Origin of the sequence: Nostoc sp. (assembly GCF_036917395.1) — a bacterium.
GTDB lineage: Bacteria > Cyanobacteriota > Cyanobacteriia > Cyanobacteriales > Nostocaceae > Nostoc.
Window position 1 is genome coordinate 1 of record NZ_JBALDI010000028.1, and the last position, 22,543, is coordinate 22,543.

The 22,543-nt window shown below is 43.7% G+C and carries 15 protein-coding genes; 6 read left to right on the forward strand and 9 right to left on the reverse strand.

The annotated features are described in order from the left end of the window. The first annotated feature begins 221 nt into the window (after positions 1 to 221). The 3 genes from V7K46_RS10880 (at position 222) to V7K46_RS10890 (ending at position 5,611) form a co-directional block, all read left to right on the forward strand. Positions 222 to 1,082, forward strand: coding sequence for a Tab2/Atab2 family RNA-binding protein (locus tag V7K46_RS10880; protein WP_335112913.1), 861 nt, complete (start codon positions 222 to 224; stop codon positions 1,080 to 1,082). Positions 1,083 to 1,495: 413 nt separating this feature from the next. After that, entirely contained in the window at positions 1,496 to 2,809 is a 1,314-nt protein-coding gene (locus V7K46_RS10885) for a TldD/PmbA family protein (protein ID WP_335112915.1), read from the forward strand. Between the two features lie 195 nt (positions 2,810 to 3,004). After that, a complete protein-coding gene (locus V7K46_RS10890; RefSeq protein WP_335112918.1) occupies positions 3,005 to 5,611 on the forward strand; it encodes a chloride channel protein in 2,607 nt (868 codons plus the stop codon). Here V7K46_RS10890 and V7K46_RS10895 read toward each other — a convergent pair. From V7K46_RS10895 to V7K46_RS10935, 9 genes are all read right to left on the reverse strand, one after another. Continuing rightward, on the reverse strand, positions 5,608 to 5,799 hold the full coding sequence (locus V7K46_RS10895) for a hypothetical protein (protein ID WP_335112920.1): 192 nt from the start codon (positions 5,797 to 5,799) through the stop codon (positions 5,608 to 5,610). The two genes, V7K46_RS10890 and V7K46_RS10895, sit on opposite strands and share 4 nt — an antisense overlap. Before the next feature lie 115 nt (positions 5,800 to 5,914). Continuing rightward, positions 5,915 to 6,208: a WGxxGxxG family protein gene (locus V7K46_RS10900; RefSeq protein ID WP_335112922.1), complete on the reverse strand. Its 294-nt coding sequence runs from the start codon at positions 6,206 to 6,208 to the stop codon at positions 5,915 to 5,917. Positions 6,209 to 6,706: 498 nt separating this feature from the next. Further along, positions 6,707 to 8,761, reverse strand: coding sequence for a serine/threonine-protein kinase (locus V7K46_RS10905; RefSeq protein ID WP_335112924.1), 2,055 nt, complete (start codon positions 8,759 to 8,761; stop codon positions 6,707 to 6,709). 441 nt (positions 8,762 to 9,202) lie between these two features. Beyond that, on the reverse strand, positions 9,203 to 10,255 hold the full coding sequence (locus V7K46_RS10910; protein ID WP_335112926.1) for a serine/threonine-protein kinase: 1,053 nt from the start codon (positions 10,253 to 10,255) through the stop codon (positions 9,203 to 9,205). Positions 10,256 to 10,686: 431 nt separating this feature from the next. Then, on the reverse strand, positions 10,687 to 12,921 hold the full coding sequence (locus V7K46_RS10915; protein WP_335112928.1) for a glycoside hydrolase: 2,235 nt from the start codon (positions 12,919 to 12,921) through the stop codon (positions 10,687 to 10,689). Positions 12,922 to 12,999: 78 nt separating this feature from the next. After that, on the reverse strand, positions 13,000 to 13,230 hold the full coding sequence (locus tag V7K46_RS10920; RefSeq protein ID WP_012408256.1) for a NifU family protein: 231 nt from the start codon (positions 13,228 to 13,230) through the stop codon (positions 13,000 to 13,002). Positions 13,231 to 13,761: 531 nt separating this feature from the next. Next, positions 13,762 to 15,540: an ATP-binding protein gene (locus V7K46_RS10925; protein ID WP_335112930.1), complete on the reverse strand. Its 1,779-nt coding sequence runs from the start codon at positions 15,538 to 15,540 to the stop codon at positions 13,762 to 13,764. A 169-nt stretch (positions 15,541 to 15,709) separates the two neighbouring features. Then, complete coding sequence (locus V7K46_RS10930) at positions 15,710 to 15,946, reverse strand: hypothetical protein (RefSeq protein WP_334795530.1); 237 nt, start codon at positions 15,944 to 15,946, stop codon at positions 15,710 to 15,712. A gap of 361 nt (positions 15,947 to 16,307) precedes the next feature. Next, complete coding sequence (locus V7K46_RS10935; RefSeq protein ID WP_335112932.1) at positions 16,308 to 16,439, reverse strand: hypothetical protein; 132 nt, start codon at positions 16,437 to 16,439, stop codon at positions 16,308 to 16,310. Between the two features lie 119 nt (positions 16,440 to 16,558). Here V7K46_RS10935 and lepA point away from each other — a divergent pair, with 119 nt between their 5' ends. The 3 genes from lepA to V7K46_RS10950 all read left to right on the forward strand — a co-directional run bounded on the left by lepA (position 16,559) and on the right by V7K46_RS10950 (position 22,194). Beyond that, positions 16,559 to 18,370, forward strand: a complete 1,812-nt coding sequence (lepA, locus tag V7K46_RS10940; protein ID WP_335112934.1) for a translation elongation factor 4 — start codon at positions 16,559 to 16,561, stop codon at positions 18,368 to 18,370. Between the two features lie 1,121 nt (positions 18,371 to 19,491). Next, entirely contained in the window at positions 19,492 to 20,679 is a 1,188-nt protein-coding gene (locus V7K46_RS10945; protein WP_335112936.1) for a glycosyltransferase family 4 protein, read from the forward strand. Positions 20,680 to 21,144: 465 nt separating this feature from the next. Further along, positions 21,145 to 22,194: a cyanophycinase gene (locus tag V7K46_RS10950; RefSeq protein WP_335112938.1), complete on the forward strand. Its 1,050-nt coding sequence runs from the start codon at positions 21,145 to 21,147 to the stop codon at positions 22,192 to 22,194. The last annotated feature ends 349 nt before the right edge of the window (positions 22,195 to 22,543 follow it).

The following is a 22,543-nucleotide window of genomic DNA, read 5'->3' on the forward strand; positions in this document are numbered from 1 at the left end:
CATCCACCTCAGAACTCCGTTCATCCACCTCAAAGACTCGTTCATCCACCTCAAAGACTCGTTCATCCACCTCAGAACTCCGTTCATCCACCTCAAAGACTCGTTCATCCACCTCAAAGACTCAAAATCTGCATTCCCAATGCCCAATGCCCAATGCTGCCCTAACACTCGTATGATCAAAATATCAGGAAAACATAACAGCCAGATTTTTACCGCAAAACATGGGCAGTATTTGGGAAATCGATTTTTACTCCCGTCCGATATTGGACGCTAATCAGAAAAAAATTTGGGAAATCTTAGTCTGCGAAAGTCCCTTGGATATCAGCACAAAAGCAGATTCTTTGTTTCGCTATGCTCAATATTGTCCCAGTACCCAGGTAAATTCGGGCTGGTTGCGGACAGCATTGCAGGAGGCTATTAACCAAGCTGGAAAAGCACCAATTAAAATCCGCTTTTTCCGCCGCCAAATGAACAACATGATTACTAAAGCTTGCCAAGATATAGGCATTCCCGCCCAGCCTAGCCGCCGCACTTTGGTTCTCAACCAATGGTTAGAACAGCGGATGGAGGAAGTGTATCCTGAAGAACCAGGGTATCAAGGGGGGACTAATCCCTCAGTCCGTTTGGAAAAACCTTTGCCGCAACGTTTACCAGATGCTTTGGAAGGACAGCAGTGGGTATTTGTTACCTTAGATGCTGCGGATTTTGCAGATATGCCAGAGTGGGAAATTGGCTTTGGTGAAGCTTTCCCCCTAGAGTTGGCGCAAGTTTCACCCGAAGCCCGTATTCCTGGTATTTTGATTTTCTCATCTAGAGCGTTGCCTTTGGCAGGCTGGATGTCTGGTTTGGAGTTGGCTTTCTTAAAATTTGACAGCAGCGAAGAGGCGAGATTGCTTTTAGAAACTGGTGTAACTGAAAGCTGGATTGTGGCAAATATCAAAAAACCTCAAATCTTAGCAGAAGCCAAAGGTTTTGAACAAGCCAAGCAAAAAGCTAACGGGGTGCATTTTATCGGTATCCAGTCTGATCCCAAAGCAGAATCTTTTGCTGGTTTTTGGCTGTTGCAAGAGGTTAACCTCTGAAAATGGGGAGTGGGGAGTAGGGAGTGGGGAGTGGGGCAATACGCTTGGGTTAAGAAAAGTGTAGGCAGGCTGTTCTTGAGCAGGAGGAGCAGGGGAGGCAGGGGAAGAAAAATAGGCTTATGCCAAGCGTATTGGGGCATAGGGCATGGGCAGAGAATGACTAATGATTAAGAACTGAAAATAGCGATCGCTAAGATCCGTCAAGACATGGCGATGATTTGGGATAATTAACTGCGTCCATCAGCGTTGATCTGCGGTTCCAAATCACAACTGCAAAGACACGTTGATGATTTTTTGATAGTTATCTGCGTCCATCAGCAAAAAGTGCGACGCCGAATAGCCCGTCGTAGACATCGCACTTTTCTTGAGACAGCGTTGATATGCGGTTCAAAATCCACAATGCACTAAGGGTCATGGTTTCTGAAAATTTGTCACAAGATACACTAGCCGAACAGTTGCTGGAACTAGCGATAAAATCTGGAGCCGAAGCTGCTGAGGTGTATCAGTCGCGATCGCTTTCTCGTCCAGTGTTTTTTGAGGCAAACCGACTCAAACAGCTAGAAACCAATCAATCTGAAGGCACAGCATTGCGGCTTTGGCGAAACGGGCGTCCGGGACTTACGGTGGCTTACGGTTCTGTCCTCGCCGAAGTGATGGTAGAAAAAGCTCTGGCACTAAGTCAACTAAATCAACCAGAAACAGTAGAATTAGGCTCTAACTTTCAACCCTCCTACCCAGATTTAGGGGAAAGTGTGCCGATAGAGATTTTGGTAGACTGGGGCAAAGAAGCGATCGCACTCATCCGTGATGCCAATGCCGATGTTGTGTGCAATGGTGACTGGGAATGTGATGTTGAAACCACTAGACTAATCAATACCAAAGGTTTAGATTGTCACTACACCGACACTACCCTCAGTTGCTATATATCAGCAGAATTGGTGCGTGGCGATGATTTTTTAAGTGTTTCCGATGGTGAAACCAGGCGGGGCGAACTCCACCCTGAGAGATTAGCTAATCAAATTTTACAGAGGTTAATTTGGGCCAGAGAAAATGTCTCACCTCCTACTGGTCGTGTCCCGATTTTGTTCACTTCTAAAGCCGCCGATATGCTTTGGAGTACTGTGCAAGAAGCTTTGAATGGTAAGCGAGTTTTAGAAGTAGCTTCCCCTTGGGCAGAACGTTTGGGCAAGCAAGTAGTTGCACCCAGCCTCACCCTCTACCAAGACCCGGAAGCGGGCCCTTACAGTTGTCCTTTCGATGATGAAGGCACTCCGACTCAATCTTTAGTATTTATTCAAAACGGGACTTTGCAACGTTTTTATGGCGATCGCACCACCGGAGTCCAACTGGGTATTGACACCACTGGAAATGGTTTTCGCCCTGGTTTAGGTAGCTATCCCACTCCTGGTTTATTTAATTTTCTCATCCAGCCAGGTTCGGCATCACTACCAGATTTAATTCAACAACTAAATGATGGCTTGATTGTGGATCAAATGCTGGGTGATGGCGGCAGTATTTCTGGAGATTTTTCAATCAACGTTGATTTAGGCTACCGCGTGCAAAATGGTCAGGTAATTGGGCGCGTTAAAGATACGATGGTTGCAGGTAATGTCTACACAGCCCTGAAGCAATTGGTTGCACTGGGCAACGATGCTGATTGGAATGGTTCTTGTTATACTCCATCTCTGATAGTAGAAGGGCTATCCACCACGGGGAGAAGCAATTAAATAATTCGTAATGACGCTACGCTAACGTAATACTCGCTAGAGGCGAGAAGCAAGCTACCTAATTCCTAATTGAAGACAGTACTTGTGTAGTCCAATACACTTGGGTTAAGGCTTTATCCTCCCTTTTCCTCCTTAAAAATTAGGGAATTAAGAGACTTGTAATCCAAAATCCAAAATCTAAAATCCAAAATTGGTATGAATCAGCGCTTTCGCACCTGGTGGCAGCCTAGAAGAGGTTTAGCGATCGCCGAAGCTTGTGTGATCGGTCTGGTTGCTGCCCTATCTGCGGTGTTCCTGAAAGTGGGATCAGGATTGCTGGGGACATGGCGAGTCCATAGTGCCCACCTGTTACCGGCATGGCTAGCACTACCGGCAATTGGTCTTATTTTAGGGTTTCTAGCTGGATGGTTGGTAGAAAGGTTGGCACCAGAGGCGAATGGTAGCGGTATTCCGCAAGTCAAAGCAACTCTAGCCAATGTGCCTGTGACATTATCCTGGCGGGTAGCAGGTGTGAAGTTACTTAGTGCGATGATCGTCATAGGTTCGGGCATGACTCTGGGACGGCAAGGCCCCACCGTCCACGTAGGGGCAGGTTTGGCAGCAGGGATGAGTCGCTGGGTTCCCACTTCCCCTGATCATCGGCGGCAAATGATTGCAGCAGGTGCGGGTGCAGGTTTGGCAGCTGCTTTCAATGCCCCGATCGCAGGTGTATTGTTTATCGTTGAAGAGTTACTCCAGGATTTATCAGGATTGACTCTGGGAACTGCGATTATCGCCTCCTTTATCGGTGGGGTGATATCCCGACTTTTAGGTGGTGGCTCTCTTGACCTTAATCTAGAATTGACGCAATCTTCCAGCCAATTCTCACTCCCAGAAATTCCCTTTTTCTTACTATTGGGTATTTTGGCAGGCTTGTTGGGTGCATTGTTTAATCGCGGCTTAATATTTAGTATTAAATTCTATAGAAAATTACATATTAGCTTACCACTGCGGGTAGCTTTAGCTGGATTTACCTCTGGTGTGATAGTGGCAATGCTCCCCGCATCCTTTCGTGATAATACGGGATTACGGGAGTCCTTAATTACTGAAGGTTCCCATCCTACCGTAGCCGCGATCGCCTTTGGGGCTCAGTTCATCCTCACACTGGTAGCATTTGGTTCAGGAGCGCCGGGGGGATTATTCGCTCCCAGTCTGATTTTGGGTTCTTGTTTAGGACACATCATCGGTGTATCTGAGTTATACATCACCGGAGTGGGTTCTCCTACTACTTACGCCTTAGCGGGTATGGGTGGATTTTTTAGCGCTGTTTCCAAAGTGCCAATCACAGCAATTGTGATTGTGTTCGAGATGACTACAGATTTCAATCTAGTGCTACCTTTGATGATTGTTTGTGTAGCAGCTTATCTGGTTGCGGATAAGGTAGTGCCTGGTTCGCTTTATGAGAAGCTTTTGGAGTTAAAGGGGATCACTCTCGCTAAAGAAGTTCCTATGGAGGGGGCATTAACCAAGTTAACTGCAAAAGATGTAATGCAAAAACGGGTGGAAACTCTAGATGCACAGATGAGCTTGGAAGAAGCAATGCAGTCCTTTGCCCGTTCCCATCATCGCGGTTTCCCGGTGGTAGAAGATAGCAAGTTAGTAGGGATTGTGACGCAAACAGATTTGCTGAAAATCCGCGAACGCAACTTAGCCAATGATATTTTCCTAAAAGAAATTATGACCCCTGTCCCGATGACAGTAACATCAATCCACACCTTGGGGAATGTGCTGTATTTACTTGATCGCTATCAAATCAGTCGCTTACCAGTGGTGGACGGACGAAAACTGATTGGGATTATTACCCGTGCAGATATTATTCGGGCGGAAGCAGATCATCTCAATTGTGAAAACGGGACTTTTAAACTGCGACCAGAACCTTCTTATGTAGTTTACCAAACGCGATCGCCCAGTACCGGCACTGGTAAATTATTAGTGCCAGTAGCTAATCCTGAAACAGCAGCTATTTTATTACAAATCGCAGCAGCTATTGCCCGCGATCGCCATTATGAAATAGAGTGTGTGCAAGTAATGCTGGTATCGCGCCACAGTTCCCCATCGGAAACACATGTAAGAACGGCAAAAAGTCGCCGCTTGCTACGACAGGCGGAAGTCTTAGCAAAAAAATGGCAAATCCCCCTGCACACGCAGATTCGAGTTACTCACGATGTCGCGCAGGCAATTTTGGAGATAATCAACGAACAACACATCGACCTAATTTTGATGGGATGGAAAGGTAGCACATCTACCCCTGGTCGGATTTTTGGCAACGTTGTAGACACCGTGATTCGCCAAGCCACTTGCGAAGTTGTGTTAGTAAAATTAGGCACTACAGTGCAATCAACACTTCATTCTCAGCCCTCCTTCAATCGCTGGCTAGTTCCAATGGCTGGTGGCCCCAATTCCCCGTTAGCGATTAAATTGCTACCAGCTTTAATTACATTGGGAAGTAAACCGCAAATTCGCCTGACACAAGTGTTTAAGCCATCTGAACACAAGCCAGATATGTCAGTTTTTGAAAAATCCATCCGCCATTTAATGCGTCGTTGCCAATTATCCAGTACTGTAGTTGCTCTCCCAGTCCAAGCGAATTCAGTAGCGGAAGGTGTAATTAACTTAGTGAAAACCGAAGGTTACGATGTTGTCGTTTTGGGAGCTTCGCATGAGGGATTGTTACAGCAAGCGATTCAAGGTAATATTCCAGAAGCGATCGCCTCTGGTATAGAAAGTACAGTGATTTTGGTTAGGGGTGCAATTAACAGTTAATGATAAAATATACCAATAATTAAAGTAACAATTATTGGTATTAGGATTGGAATAGCAACTATAAGTCCCCACTTGCCAAACTTAATTTCCTCACCCTCAGATTTTAAAAACGCAATCCAACCTACAACTCCCATCAAAATCCAAATACATCCAAAGGCGAGAAATATAATAAATACTGAATCTTCCATTTTTTAGCAATTATATGTATACAAAAAAATGTAAACACACAAACAAAGCCTGCCAATGCAGGCTTTACCCATAATTATCTTTAGAACTTACGCAAAATTACAATGCAACTTCTTATTAAAAGTTAGAACGGGAGCCAGAGGAGCCTACCACATTAGAATCACCTGCAATATCATCGCCTCTGCGGCTCTTGCGACCAAATAAACCAAATAAACCGAGCAAGCCCAGTAAACCCCAATCACCATCCCGATGATTTCCGTCAGTAGCAGTGCGACCTGTAGTAGTATCTGTAACACTAGTATCAGGAGTAGTTGTTGTCTGAGCAGAAGCAGGTAGAACTGTGGGCAACGTAGCCAAAGTTAAAGCTAGAACACTACTTCCCAGAATTTTAGAGACATTAAAGCGTTTCACGATCACATTCCTCAGTTAAATTGCTCTTAATTTTAATTAAAGTTTATTAAATTCTGATAAAACCAGCATCAATCTTTAGCTGCAAATATAAATCTGCTTAAAGTTACATTTGTGATCAGCCAAATAAGCATTTTGGTATACATATAGATTCCGATACATGGCAAATTAGGCAATAGTGTAGTTAGCGATCGCATTAAAGCTAGCTCGATTCCAGAAGGGAAAATATTTATTTTTAAAACTAAAAATTACGTCTTTAGGGATGACAGATGCCGATAAGTGAAAGCAATATTTCCGCAGCGATCAGTTCTGGTTCAAAAATTCAGTGATTTTGGTCAGGGGTGGGCTTAATAATTAAAATATTGGAATCCAGATGAACTCGGTAAATACAGATTGACTATCTTCTGATAATTTAGGTTATTTGAAACTATCGCTTTATGTCGAATAAAAGACCTCTCAGAGGTTTTACATAGGCAAAACCTCTGCCAGGATGATTCCTCCTCACTGAGACAACCGCCAAATCTTAATAGTATTGTCCTCACTACCACTGACAAGGGTCTTGCCATCAGGACTGAAGGCGACGGATGTCACAGTGTTGGTGTGCCCTGCCAATGTGAGCATTTCCTCTCCTGTGGCTGGATTCCAGAGTTTGATGGTGCGATCGCGGCTACCACTAGCAAGAATTTTACCATCGGCACTGAAGGCTACGGATGTGACAGTGTTGCCATGTCCCGCCAGTGTGCGAATTTCTTTTCCCGTAGGTAGATTCCAAAGTTTGATGGTGCGATCGCGGCTAGCACTGGCTAAAGTTCTCCCATCTGGGCTAATTGCCACGGTTGTTACTGTTTGAGAATTTCCTTCTAGTGTGCGGATTGGGTATCCCTTTGTTAGATTCCAGATTTTGATAGTTTTGTCAAAACTACCACTGGCAAGAATCACACCATCGGGGCTGATGGCTACTGATCGCACCCAAAATGTATGCCCTGCCAGTGTCCGAATTTGCTCTCCTGTTGCCAAATCCCAGATTTTGATGGTGTTGTCATCACTGCCACTAACTAGAGTCTCGCTATCAGCACTGATGGCTAGGGCATGAACTGAGTCAGAATGCCCCTGCAAAGTGCGAATTTGCTTTCGCGTTGTCAAATTCCAAATTTTGATGGTGTTATCATCACTACCACTAACCAGGGTTTTGCCATCTGGGCTGATGACTACGACATTTACCTGCTGAGAATGCCCGTTGAGTAAAGAGATTGCTTTTCCGGTTGCTAGATTCCAAAGTTTGATGGTGCGTAGGCGTAGCCCGTCGTAGACATCGCCGCCACTGCTGACAATGGTTTTGCCATCGGGGCTGATGGCGACAGATAAAACCGAGTTTCCATGTCCTTGGAGGGTGTTAACTAAGGAAACCTTTGCCAAGGTAATCTTTGGCGGTTGACCTAAAAGCGCTTCATCTTTACCAGGGCTATTGTGCTGAAGCCTAGAGACTAAACTGGTCTGAATCCGGCGAAAATCTTTATACCAAGATTTTTGGAATCCGAACAACAGAATCAAAGCACTTACCAGAATTAAAATTCTCAGTAAGGGATAACTTTTTGGTAAATATGGTGCTTTAGTTGGTGGTATTTTTCCAGAGGATTTCCCGGCTGGTGGTAGTGCAAGTAGTTGTTTTGGAGTCAAGTCCCTGAGGACTTCATCGGCTGACTGGTAACGTTGCTGGATGTCTTTTTTCAAAAGCTTGTCGATCACAAAATCCAACTCTGGATTTAATGGACTCCGCAAATATTGTCGCCAATTACTCACCCAGGCGTACCCAGATTCCATCCACAACTGAAAGGGGGAATTTCCCGTTAGCAGATGAAAGCAGGTAGCCCCTAAACCGAATAAGTCACTGGCGGGAAAAGCTTTACCATCTCTAATCTGTTCTAGGGGAGAATAACCATGCGAACCAATGGATGTGCCAGATTTCTGCTGAACTCTGGCGGTGAATTGCTTTGACGAACCAAAATCAATCAGACTTAATCGCCCATCACTTTTATGGCGGATAATATTTTCTGGCTTGATATCCCGATGAATCACTTTGCGATCGTGGATAAATTTGAGGATGGGCAGTAAATCTAGCAAAATAGATTGAATTTCACTAGCTTTATACGCCTTGCGCTGTTGCAACTCCTTTAACAAATTCTCCCCATTGATAAACTGCTGCACTAAATATAGGCAGCCATCTTGATCAAAGTAAGCTAGCAAAGTCGGAATTTGGGGATGTTCCCCAAGGTCTTGTAGTCGCTGCGCTTCTTCTGCAAACAACTCCATCGCCTTTTTTTGCGACCAAGTTCCTTGGAATTTTGGAGCTAATTGCTTGATAACACAGCGTTCATTGAGTTTATCTACGTCTTCTGATAGATAGGTTCTGCCAAATCCCCCCTCATCTGAAAGGACTCGGATGACACGGAAGCGATTTCTTAAAAGTGACACCAATGGGGTGCTACAACTTTGGCAAAACTTCTTTCCATTGGGATTCAGGGGATTTGGGCAATCGGGATTTAAGCAGCAGATCATGATCTGACAGGCGCGACTGCATGACAACTTAGGCTAATGCCCCTAACTTTCCCTTAAGAAAATTGACTCTCGCTTACTTGTGGTAGAAAACCCTGTCTGGGGATTGGGGAATTACTTATATCGTTAGCGTTTGTAAATAGTAGTCAGTCTTCCTTATCTGTGGAAAACTACGAGAGCCATAGGATTAATTATTCTTTCGATTATATAATAATCTGAATAGAAATTTTTTCTGAAATATTAGCCCTAGTAATTTTGCTTGTATATTGACAAGCGACAAGTGACTAAGTATTAAGTTAAACCCTGATTAATTAACCATTACTGACTATGAAATCTAGTCAAAATGCTTACTATATTTGTTTTTAATATTTTAAATCGCCTATAACTAATTATTCATTTGATACCTTAGCCAAATAAAGCTTCAACTTAATTCTGTCACCTTGTTTACTTGAGCTTTGCTCTCCATTTCCGAATAGCACTAGCAGTTCTGGCAATAGGTGGTATATATACATCAGGATTTTCGGGAGAATTTTCGTATTGTGTAATACTTTTATTATTTGATTTTTGGATAGTTAGACAGTTAGCCAAAGTAGGCAAATAGCTTTTATTACTTAAAGCTTTCATCACTTCATCGGCAGTCTTAAACCGATCATTTAACGTAACTTTCACCATTTTTCCTAAAATATGAGCGAAACTGTTGCTAATATTTACCTCTTTTTGCCAGCATATCTCACCAGAATTCGCGTCGTACTCAAACTCTAAAGGATTTTTAGCAGTCAACATATAAATACAAGTTATACCCAGTGCATAAATATCACTGGCATAAACTGGATGTAGAGAAAACTGTTCTGGTGGTGCAAATCCTCTAGTCCCAATAAAATTGGTGTTTACAGCTTGATTGATTGACTTTTCACAAACGTCAACTAATTGCTCTTTCACCGCACCAAAATCAATCAGCACTATCCGCCCATCATCCTCACACCGTAATAAATTTTGGGGCTTAATATCCCGATGAATTACACGATGTTGATGAAGATACTGTAATACTGGTAATAATTCTTGTAAAAAATGTTTAACTGAGGTTTCACCTTTGGGCCCAGTTTGCCGCACTTCTCGTGCCAAAGTCAAACCCGGTACGTATTCTTGAATTAAAAAAAACTCTCCATTCGCCTGAAAGTAGTCTAATAACATGGGAATTTGCGAATGACTACCGAGTTGACCCAAAGTTCTTGCCTCTTTTTCAAAGCGCATACATGCCCTTTGCCAACTTTGCGGATTAGTCACTTTCGGACAAAGTTGTTTAATAACACACAGGGGCTTGCCAGGTAATATGGTATTTTTGGCTAAAAAGGTAATGCCAAAACCACCTCTACCCAAAATTTGCAATATTTCATAGCGATCGCGAAATAGCTTCTTGGAACCACACATCTGACCAAGTTGAGTTTGCTGTGAAATGCTCTCTTGAGAATTCGTTATTTTCTGAGAAAAGCGATTCATTAGTATAGGATATTTACTCTGACATGTCTCTAATTTTACGACAAATATTTCTTGGCAACAGTACAATTACTGCATCTTCGCTAAATCATCATTACTTTTCTGTTAAAAATTCAAAAAGCAAAAATAAATTTTTGTAGAACTTACGGATTGACAAGAAAGAATTAAATATGTTTTCCAAAAATCTTTGCAACACATGAATCGACTGTAGGAGCACAATGCCGACCTTTAACAAGGGGCAAAATCCCCTTGTTAAGCCCCAAGTCTTATTAATTGAGATAGTAGCCAGATTTACACGCCCACTGGACTAATACTGATTACCTGTGAGGTTACATAGAACAAGGGAATTTTGCCCCAAGTTTTACCAAGCCTGGTTTTGTGCAGCTTCACAAAGAATTGGTATAAGTATTTTGTGACACCAAGGGTAGTGAGTTCTAAGGCACCTCAATGGGAATCAAAGCATTTTCTGGTAAGTAGTTGGAAAAATGCCCTTCATCCGCAAGCACTAAAATCAGGCGCAACGGATAATCTGGCGGAACTTGCAAGTCTGCCCACGGCACTGCCAACTCTAAACAACTATTTATTGCTACTTGAGCGCGACTGAAACGGGGATGCCATTGACAATTGTCTCCAGCTTCTTGAAACTGAATCGATTGTGTCAGCAAGTTAATTTCCAAAAGATGATGGAAAAGGTAATTAAGTGGGGCTGCATCTGGTAAATCTGCCAAGGGAACTGGGCTGTTGACCATTGTTTTTTCTGGATAAAACCACAGCAAATTCAACTCTCCTGGCAAATCCTGCCCTGGTGCTGCGCCACTTTTAAAGTCCAGCCGCAAATAAAAATTGAGGTGATCCACTCCATACCAAAGTCGCTGGATGACACTGCTACTGTGCATCGTCCCCCGTGCCCCACCGATTTCTATGCGTCCAGCTTTGTCCCAATCTTGTTCATCACCCTTACCATCGATGACGGGATGAATAAACCCTTGTGGGGTGTGGTTTCCCTGTGCTTCGTGGATTTCCACTGGTTGCTTGAGATAGGGCGGTACAGGTTCATTTAATGCCTTGTAAATGCCAAACAGATGTTCTCGAAATAACTGGTCAAAGATGGCATCTTGATTTGAAGAGTGTCCTGCACCAAACCACCAAAACCAGTCAGAACCCTCTGCGGCATATAATGCTTCCCACGCTTGTGGGTTGTTTTCTTCCGTTGCTTCAGGATGACTTGCTAACAGCTTCCTGGCTTCTGTCAAGTAATCCCAAGCACGATTTTTCGCAGGATCGCCGATCCAAGTGGTGAAACTGCCATCTACCCAAGAACCACTATGTAGTTGTCCTCCGGGAATAGTGGCTGTGGCTGGAAATTCTTCCAGAAATTCAGATACGGTGACGAGTTTGAGGTGGGGTTCATCGCTCAAAGTTTGATACAAAGCTTCAAGGAAGGGTTTGCCGTCTTGGGGATAAAATTCCCAGCAATTTTCCCCATCCAAAGCGATGGTAACTAGCCAAGGTTGTTCACTTTGACTATCTCTTTGCATTTTAGCGATCGCTTGCAAATGTCCCACTAAGTCTGCTGCTGCCTGTTTTGCTGGCATCGCACTGTAGGTAAAGCCAATCAAATCTGATAATCTGTGGTCACGAAACACAATTGACAAATCGCCCTCTGCGGTTTGCAGGCGATACGGTTGGTACAACAGTTCTGGTTGCTGCACATTCCCCGCCCCATCCCGATGAAATAACTGTTTCAGCGTCCACCCTAAGACGGCTTCATCTGAACATATCCACTTAAATCCTTGGTTAATAATGTCTGGAAGTATTTGTGGACTTACTGACTGTTCCGAAGGCCATAAACCACGAGGTACCTGTCCAAAGCGGTCTTTATAAATGTTCCAAGCTTTCCGCAAGTGGCGGGGAATATCTTCTGCCCACTGAAATCGCTGCTCAGGTAGTATCATATTGGGCACAGCTACCCGACCAGAGTTGGTATCAGCTAGCAAGGGCAAAATCGGATGAGTGTAAGGCGTGGTGGTAACTTCTAGCTGCCCCGCCTCCTGCATTTTCCGATGTTGGGGGATAATCCGACTGAGGATTTCTCGCTGTTTGGAATAAATGCGCTGGCGATCGCTTAAAGTAAAATTCCGTCCCTGTTTTAACCAAGCAGCAATTTCCGGGTCATCCCAAAAAAGCGGATCGATCCAAGCCAAATTGTGCCAAGCTAGCAAATCACCATAATCTGGTAATTCCCAATTTGCCAAACACCAAGCTTGCCCCTTCTCCTGTCTTTGCTGATACAACTCGGCATAGCGGGGATGGGGGTCAATCAGGGTGTGGTGATTGGCATCGAAAAAGTGTTGGATAATGAATTCCCGCTGTTGCTGGGTGAGTTGTTCATCCGGTGTCAAGCAGGCTGTGAGGTAAGGGTCAAAAGCAGTACCAGCAATATAATCTTCAAGTTGTAATATCAGCGATGGAACTAAATTCACCGTTTGGTGTAACTTAGGATACCGCTCTAAGAGCAATATCAAATCCAAATAATCTTTAGTCCCATGCAAACGTACCCAAGGTAGACGGTACTGCTGACTCGAAGATAGCGAAACGCCGCTGCCAGGAGATTTGTACAGCGGCTGATGTTGATGCCAGATAAAAGCGATGTAAAGAGGATGGGACATAAGAATAGTTAGGAGTTAAGAATGAGGAGTTAGGAGTTGATTCAAAACTCATAACTCCTAACTCCTAACTCCTAACTTTTACACCACTTGCTCAATTTCTGCAATTTCGGGAATCATTTCCTTGAGGCGGCGCTCAATACCCATTCTCAGGGTCATTGCAGAACTGGGGCAAGAACCACAAGCACCTTGCAACCGCAGTTTTACAACAGGCCCATCGAGTTCTACGAGTTCCACGTTGCCGCCATCAGACATCAGATAAGGGCGCATTTCATCTAAGACTGTTTCAACGTTGTCAATTGTGAGTTCCATAGTTTTAGACCTGCTAAGTTAATGATGGGCATTGGGGAGCCACTGCGTTGCCGGAGTTCCCCCGGTTGAGGCAAGTGGCGTCATTGGGCATTAACAATTCGTAATTCGTAATTACTAATGACACTCTCTAGGCGGACTCGTTGGCGCAGCCTCTCCAAGAGTTGAGGCTGCCTAGAGAGGGCGTCTGATAAAGAAGACAGTAATTACGTTGGTGTGAGCCTCTTACTTTACTCTAGCCTTTAGATTCTGCTTTGCAGTCCAACGAACGCAGGATTTAATGCTCTTAACTATACGTCACCGCAAAAAGAAGTCAAAAATACTATTTTTCGTAAATTGAGTAGAGCAAAGCAAAAGCCAACATTTAGGCGTTTATTGTGTTTTTTTCTTCAACCCAGCCTATAATTATACAATTTTTTTGTGGACTAAAGACGGAATTCTTTCCAATCTCCAATTCCCAATTTTGTTATTAAATAATAATGTTTAAAACTTCAAACCCAGTATTGCCAAGTATCCTAACTCCTAACTCTTAACTCAGCACTCAACACTGTTTGTTGAGTCGCTATCACTAGATGAAACCATAACTGGCTGTTGATATAGTGGCACTGTAAATGTCACTGTTGAACCAAGTCCTTCGCCCAGACTATAAAAATGTACCTCGCCGCCCATTGCCTCCACTAGCTTCTGGGATATTGCCAGTCCTAAACCTGTACCGCCGTACTGGCGAGTGCGGGAGCCATCCACCTGAGAGAATAATTGAAACAATTTATCTTGTTTGTCCAAAGAAACACCGATGCCAGTGTCTGCCACACGGACTCTCACCATGCCAGGAAATTCCTGACCTTGAAAGTTCGGCTTCGCTTTTTTGAGTACTAAATCGGCACTGACAGTGACGCCACCTTCATGGGTAAATTTGATGGCGTTACCTAGTAAATTGAGCATAACTTGTAGCAATCGTTGGTAGTTGCTTAGGACAATGATTTCATCAGAGGTAGCAGGCATTTGCATCCGGAAGCTGAGGTTTCTCATTTCTGCTTGGGGACGCATGAAACTTTCTACATCACTGAATAGCTCATCTAGCTTGACTGGAGCGTAAACTAGGTCCATTTTGCCCGCTTCAATTTTGGCAATGTCCAAAATGTCGTTGATGATATTCAGCAGATGTATCGATAATTGGTGAGCTTCTGTCAAAAATTGGTTTTGTTCTTCTGGATCATCTGCCATCCCTTCTAAAATCAGCTTCAAAAAGCCGATCATCCCGTTGAGGGGGGTACGAATTTCATGGGATACATTAGCTAGAAACTCGCTTTTGAGGCGGGAAGCTTCTTCGGCTTTTTGACGCGCTGCTTCTAATTCTTTATATAAAGTAGCGTGTGCGATCGCAGTTCCCAATTGATCTGCTGCTTCTTTTGCCAGTTCTAATTCCGATTCTGTTAATGTGTAGCATTCATCCTGCCAATTCAAGGCAACCAATCCATTCGGCTGGTCTTGATAGCAAGTCGCAATCACCAAAGTTTTCTGCCGCCTAGACTCTGTGTATCCAGGCACTTCCATCACAACTGGTTCTAGGGTTGTCAAAGCCTGAGCAAAGGCAGGCTCAGAAGCTATATCTATATCTTCTGAGCCTAGTATGATTGAGTTGAGTTCTGGCTGATGATACTCAGCCATCACTTTCACTTTTAAGCTACAAGGCTGGTAAGGACGACAAATAATGCAGCGCTCAAGCCGCAATGCTTTCCCCAAACTGTCAACTGTTTGCTGCCAAATAATATCGAAATCCAATGTCCGGCGAATATTTCTGGTAATGCGATTTACCAGTTTTTGGTGTTGCTGTGAACGTAAAGCCAACTCTATTTGTGTGGGCGTTTTTGATGCCACACGCACTTGTTTTTTGTTTAGTGTCGCTTGCACTAACCGTCCCATCACTAAAACTGTAGTGGCAGTAGTTCCCAAACTCGGCATAATCGGACTAATCACTAAGTCCAATTCAAATAATTTCTGGTGGTAGCTAAACCAACACTGAAACCTTTCTGGCATCAAACTTGTCAAAATTCGCTGCAATCGTTCCAAATAAGTAACTTTATCCACTGGGGCAAAGGTTTGGGACTGGTTCAGATCGTCAACTACTTTTTCAGTATTTAACCCCAGGAGTTCGCTCTGCTGCCAACAAAAGGTCAGATAGCGCCCTGCCCCATCTTGCGTATACACCAACTCGGCTCCTAAAGTTGGTAATGAGCCATCAGTCTTACTGGTGATAGATTCCAGATTTTGGGAAAATACATTCGGCAATTGGGAATTGGCAGTAATAGTCATTAATTGAGTTGGATAGACAAAGGGTATCCGACCGTAATTTTACTAAAGCTGCTCAAATTTATGCAGAAATTTTTACAGCTTTTTCATTTTATTGGGTATTTCTTGTTGTTCTGAAATCTAGATTGGCAAACTTCATTTTTTAACTTGCATTGACAGCTGATTGATGATGTCAATCGTTCCATTCACCCCGAGGAGGAACAGGGGTACGTACAGGGGTACGCGTCAGTTCGTCATCCCTAAGGATTTCACCCCGTAACCACTGGCGAATCGCCACCTCAATGACTTTACTTGGATCATTGGTGAGATGCTGAATTTGCTTTAATAACTCGGAGTCTAGGCGGACAGCAATTTCTACCTTATCGGCTCGTGTGTTTTCCGCTTCGGTAGTTTTCTCTTGCATATTCATAGATTTGATATACTCTGAACTGGTTTTGTCTAAAGCTTTGTAAAGTAGTTATGTTCATCATTTGGGCTAATTCGCTGAAAAATCTTCAAGGGCACAGTTAGATAGTTCCCTGAAATAGCACCAAAGTAACAGCTTTAACTTTCAAATCGCATTTTTCATATAACTGACTAGACAATGGCTCTAGAAGTTTTGCCGAGAAATCAGTGATTCCGGGCAATTACGGGTGGTAATTACCCACGATCCCTACATGATCCCTACATGTACTTATTTACATTTATTGTACGCTCCTAGCTGATGATTACTAGCAGTGACAAATAGACTTTCATAATATTCTTAAAAGTCCACCTATTTAGATCAAAACTTAAAGATGGGGTGAAGAGGGGAGGCAGAGGGGCAGAGGGGCAGAGGAGATAATAGTAACTCCTAACTCCCCCATTCCTAACTCAGCACGGGCTAAACCATAGCTATCCGCTAACAGCACGGGCTGAACCATAGCTATCCGCTAACGGAACTCAGCACTAAAAGCTAGGAGCGTCTTGGCTAAGAAAGCATTAAAATACATTAAGTAAATTGCTCTTTTAACTTTGGTTGCTGCTAAGGCAAAGATACTATATGACTGACGTTCCCGCAGTTCGCATTCGCAATTTTTGTATTATTGCTCACATCGACCACGGGAAATCAACCCTTGCCGATCGCTTGCTGCAAGCTACTGGCACTGTTGGAGACCGACAGATGAAGGAACAGTTTCTCGACAATATGGATCTGGAACGGGAGCGCGGGATTACAATTAAGCTGCAAGCTGCCCGGATGAACTACACAGCTAAGGATGGTCAGCAGTATGTGCTTAATTTAATTGATACTCCAGGACATGTGGATTTCTCTTATGAAGTCTCCCGCTCTCTTGTGGCTTGTGAAGGAGCGCTATTGGTAGTAGATGCGTCCCAAGGTGTGGAAGCGCAAACTTTGGCGAATGTATATTTGGCGTTAGAGAATAACCTGGAAATTATCCCGGTTTTGAATAAAATTGATTTGCCAGGGGCTGAACCAGAACGGGTAATTGGCGAAATTGAAGAAATTATCGGTCTAGATTGCAGTAGTGCGATTCTGGCCTCTGCTAAAGAAGGAATTGGTATTGATCAGATTTTAGAAGCAGTTGTCGAGCGGATACCGCCACCACCCAATACCATAAATGAACGCTTACGGGCATTAATATTTGATAGCTATTACGACAGCTACCGGGGAGTAATTGTGTATTTCCGGGTGATGGATGGCACCGTGAAAAAAGGCGATCGCATCCATTTAATGGCATCCGGTAAAGAATTTGAAATTGATGAGTTAGGCGTCCTTTCTCCTACTCAAAAGCAAGTTGAAGAACTGCACGCTGGGGAAGTCGGCTATTTGGGAGCTGCAATTAAAGCTGTAGCTGATGCCCGGGTAGGAGATACAATTACCCTAAGTAAGGCAAAAGCGGAGTCACCCTTACCAGGTTACGCAGAAGCCAATCCGATGGTTTATTGCGGGATGTTCCCCATTGATGCTGATCAATTTGAAGACTTGCGGGAAGCCTTAGAAAAGCTCGAACTCAACGATGCGGCACTGCACTACGAACCAGAAACTTCTAGCGCGATGGGGTTTGGTTTCCGTTGCGGGTTTTTGGGCTTGCTGCACATGGAAATTGTCCAAGAACGTCTAGAGCGAGAGTATAATCTCGATTTAATCATTACAGCCCCCTCGGTGGTTTATAAGGTGATCACCCTGAAAGGTGAAGAACTGTACATCGATAATCCCAGCCGTCTACCTTCTCCCAACGATCGCGAAAAAATTGAAGAACCCTACGTCCAAGTAGAGATGATTACGCCGGAAACCTATGTCGGCACCTTGATGGAGTTGTCACAAAATCGCCGTGGCATCTTCAAAGATATGAAATATCTCACCCAAGGACGAACCACCCTCACTTACGAACTTCCTTTGGCGGAAGTTGTGACTGACTTTTTTGACCAGATGAAGTCGCGATCGCGCGGTTATGCCAGCATGGAATATCACCTGATCGGCTACCGTGAAAATCCTCTGGTGAAGCTGGATATCATGATTAACGGCGATCCGGTAGATTCCTTAGCGATGATTGTACACCGGGATAAAGCTTACAACGTCGGACGCTCAATGGCAGAAAAACTCAAGGAACTAATTCCCCGCCATCAATTTAAAGTGCCAATTCAGGCATCTATTGGCAGTAAAGTTATCGCCAGCGAACACATCCCCGCCTTGCGGAAAGACGTGCTAGCCAAGTGCTACGGCGGTGACATTAGCCGGAAGAAGAAACTATTACAGAAGCAAGCAAAAGGTAAAAAGCGAATGAAATCTGTAGGTACAGTGGACGTACCCCAGGAAGCCTTTATGGCAGTACTGCGCTTGGATCAAAGCTAATTTAAGAGTGCTTACTCAGAGACAATTGGCTGCGGGTACATCTCAACCTGAAAAAACATAAAAGAAGACCTAACCCCCTTCCCTACTAGGGTTGGGGGAGTTAAAGCCCTCAATTTCGTCAAATTCATCAAAATAAACAAACTCAGATTCAAGTTCAGACGCTTCAAACGAAAAATTGGGAAAACGAGTTATACCAATTTACGAAAACCCTGATACAGATAGATTTATCATCGGGGCATGGCATTGCCCATTGGTGTCAATTTAAGCTCAAACGCTTACACAACATACGTTTTACCCCACGTCTAACCCCTCCCCTTACCAAGGGGAGGGGTTAGACGTGGGGTAACGCCAAGAGTGATGGTAAGTGAGTAAATTCAAGATCATGTCTTGACAACGGTTTTACGTTAAGTTGACACCTATAGACATTGCTATGCCCCTACCAACGTATTTGTATCATTATTAAAGTGAAATGGTATTAGATAATCTTTTTCTCCAGGCTCAAATGCTTTTGAAAGCCTAGAAATTACTGAATAGCTACTTACCCCTTCTTAAAGCCTGAGCTGCAAAACGGGCGCTCAATTGTCCTAATTACGAATTACGTTAGCGTAGCGGTAGCGAGTCCGCGTACCCCTTCTCCTTCTCCTGACGGAGAGGCTGCGCCAACGGAGACGCTAGCGCGAATGGGGAAGCAAGCTACGCGCAGCGTCTCGTAGAGAGCGTGATTACGAATTAGAATAATACCTTGCTTACAAGGTAAGCGCATCTAAATTAGTCTTGACAAAAATCTTGGTTTGTGGATAAACGAATAATCAGAGTTTCTCGTTTGATTTGTTTCGCAAGGCTCAAAGCGATGTCTATGATGGGCTATTTGGCGTCGCCTAAAACATGATCAATAATGCTTACTTATTGATCATCTTTGAGGATTTATTGACAAGATGCGCTTACCCTGACCTTGCTTATTATCCATAGCATACAGTTGATAACCTTTGATAAACTTTAACAAAATCACTGTTAAAGACATCTAAAAATTTTAGTAAACATACTCACTGCATTCAGCATCCTTGTATTTTTAGATAAATGTAGTTTTTTAGATATTTGTAAAGCGTCGGGGGGTCTAGCAGATGAAGATACTAGTACTGAGTTGGGAGTTTCCGCCGAGGATTGTTGGGGGAATTGCGCGGCATGTAGCGGAGTTGTACCCGGAACTGGTAAAGCTAGGGCATGAAGTCCACCTGATTACAGCAGAGTTTGGTCAGGCATCAATGTATGAGGTAGTTGAGGGCGTAAAGGTGCATCGGGTGCCAGTCGGCTATAGTAATGACTTTTTCCACTGGGTAGTCAATCTCAACCTGAGTATGGGAGATCATGGTGGTAAGTTGATTCTAGAGGAGGGATCGTTTGATTTAATTCATGCCCATGATTGGTTAGTAGGAGATGCTGCGATCGCTCTCAAGCATAATTTCAAAATACCACTAATTGCCACAATTCACGCTACAGAATACGGGCGCTATAACGGTATTCACACCGACATCCAAGGCTATATTAATGGCAAAGAAAACTTGCTGGCTTTCAACGCTTGGCGGATTATTGTTTGTAGCGATTATATGCGCCAAGAAATAGAACGAGTACTACACAGTCCTTGGGACAAAATCGATGTCATTTATAACGGTATCCGAGCCGAAAAGAAACAGCATCACGTAGATTTTCATGCTGTGAATTTTCGCCGCCAATTCGCCACAGACGATGAGAAAATCGTTTACTACGTCGGTCGCATGACCTATGAAAAGGGTGTACCTGTATTGCTCAATGCCGTACCTAAGATCCTTTCCCAAATGGGAGGTAACGTTAAACTTGTCATCGTTGGTGGCGGCAATACTGACCATTTCAAGCGCCAAGCCTGGGATTTGGGAATTTGGCATCATTGCTATTTTACAGGTTTTATCTCTGATAGATACTTAGATAGATTCCAAACTGTCGCTGACTGTGCAGTATTTCCCAGCCTTTACGAACCTTTTGGGATTGTGGCTTTAGAAAGCTTTGCTTCTCGTGTTCCTGTAGTAGTTTCTGATACTGGTGGCTTACCGGAAGTGGTGCAACATACCAAAACAGGCATTGTTACTTGGGCGAATAATCCGGATTCTTTAGCTTGGGGAATTTTGGAAGTGTTGAAAAATCCAGGTTATCGGCAATGGCTGGTGGATAATGCTTATGAGGATTTAGAGCGGCGTTTTAGCTGGCTGAAATTAGCCAAGCAAACTGAAGAAGTATATCAGCGAGTTGCCTTGGAGCGATCGCAAATTGTCTGGTAAATAGCTGCCCGATTTCTTCAAGAAGTCGGGGAGCTAAAATTTTATTTGAACAAATTTAATCGGGTTTCGGATATCATTTTTTGAGCGATCGTAAGGGCACAGCATTGCTGTGCCCCTACCGTGTATCGTGGTGTATTGCTTCCATTGGAGAAGCGCTATAAAGAACACAAACAATGTGGGGATTTTCCGAGAGTAGGGCAGAGAATAAATGATTACTCCGCGTTATTTTGAGTTAACAAACAGTACAAGCCTTGTACGCTGGAAATTCTCCCCTCTCTAGTGCCAAAGTTAAGCTAGTACGTATTTAAGTTGCAGATTTTTTCGTTAAAACTGTCATTTGTCATTGATTATTCACAAAAGACAACTGATAAATGACTAATGACAAAGGACGAATTTCCCGGATAAATAAGCAATAAAAATGCGTAACAGCCTAGCAATAATTGCAGTTTGCTCCAGTAGCTTAGTATGACAAAGGCATTCCCAAGCATAGCAAGGCGCTTGAAAAGTACAGGAATCAAGTTGTTGAATATGGGAACCTTCCTTATAACCCGTTTTATCGAAAACTGGAAACGCTACTTTCTGGGTGACACTGTTGATGTCCACCCCTCCCCCTCCTTTGATTTTGATGTGCGTTCTTCTTTAGCAGGCCCAGTCTTGAGCTTAGGTGGGGGTGGCCCCGATGTCGATGATGCCATCCAGTGGATGATTAACGAAGTCAGGGGAGGTACTGACTCCGCCACTAAAGTTAATGTTGTAGTTATCCGCACTAATGGTAATCACGATTACAATCGGCTAATTTATGCCATGAGGGGCGTAAAGTTTGTGGAAACTCTTGTGATTCGTAATAGGCAAGAAGCAAACAAAGCTGAGATTTATGAAAAAGTCAGAAATGCTGATGTGATTTTCTTTGCTGGTGGCGACCAATGTGAATACATCCGCAACTGGAAAGATACCAAGCTTGAGGCTGCCGTTAAGTCAGTTTACCTTAAGGGTGGTGGTGTTGGTGGCACCAGTGCGGGTGCAATGATCCAAAGTGATTGTGTCTATGATGCTTGTGCTTCTTCCGAAAAAGGCATTGAAACTAGAGACGCACTGGAAGATCCTTACCGGGACATAACTTTTACTTACAACCTTTTCAATTGGAGCGATTTGAGGGGAACTATCGTAGATACGCACTTCGACAGGCGGGAAAGGATGGGTCGAATTATGACTTTTATTGCCCGTCAAATTAAGGACGGTGTATCTAGCAGTGTTTTGGGCATAGGGGTTAGTGAAAGTACATCAGTTCTTGTGGATAAAAACGGTTTGGTAAAAGTTATGGGTAGGGGTGCGGTGTACTTTGTACTTGGTAATCATATACCGGAAGTATGCGAACCCCGAACGCCTTTGACCTTTTCCAATTACAAAATTTGGAAAGTTCGCAGGGGGGACACCTTTAATCTTAAAAACAGACCAACTTCTGGCTATTATCTCAGGAGTGTCAAAAGGGGACGGATTGATTCAAATCCCTATTGAGTCGGGAGTAGGGGACAAGGGGACAAGGTGGATGAACGGAATTATGAGGTGGATTCATCCAGTTCAAACACTCGTTAACGAGTATCAAAGGTGGATTCATCCAGTTCAAACACTCGTTAACGGAGATAAAAGGTGGATTCATCCAGTTCAAACACTCGTTAACGAGTATCAAAGGTGGATTCATCTAGTTCAAATACTCGTTAACGAGTATCAAAGGTGGATTCATCCAGTTCAAATACTCGTTAACGGAGATAAAAGGTGGATTCATCCAGTTCAAATACTCGTTAACGGAGATAAAAGGTGGATTCATCCAGTTCAAATACTCGTTAACGGAGATAAAAGGTGGATT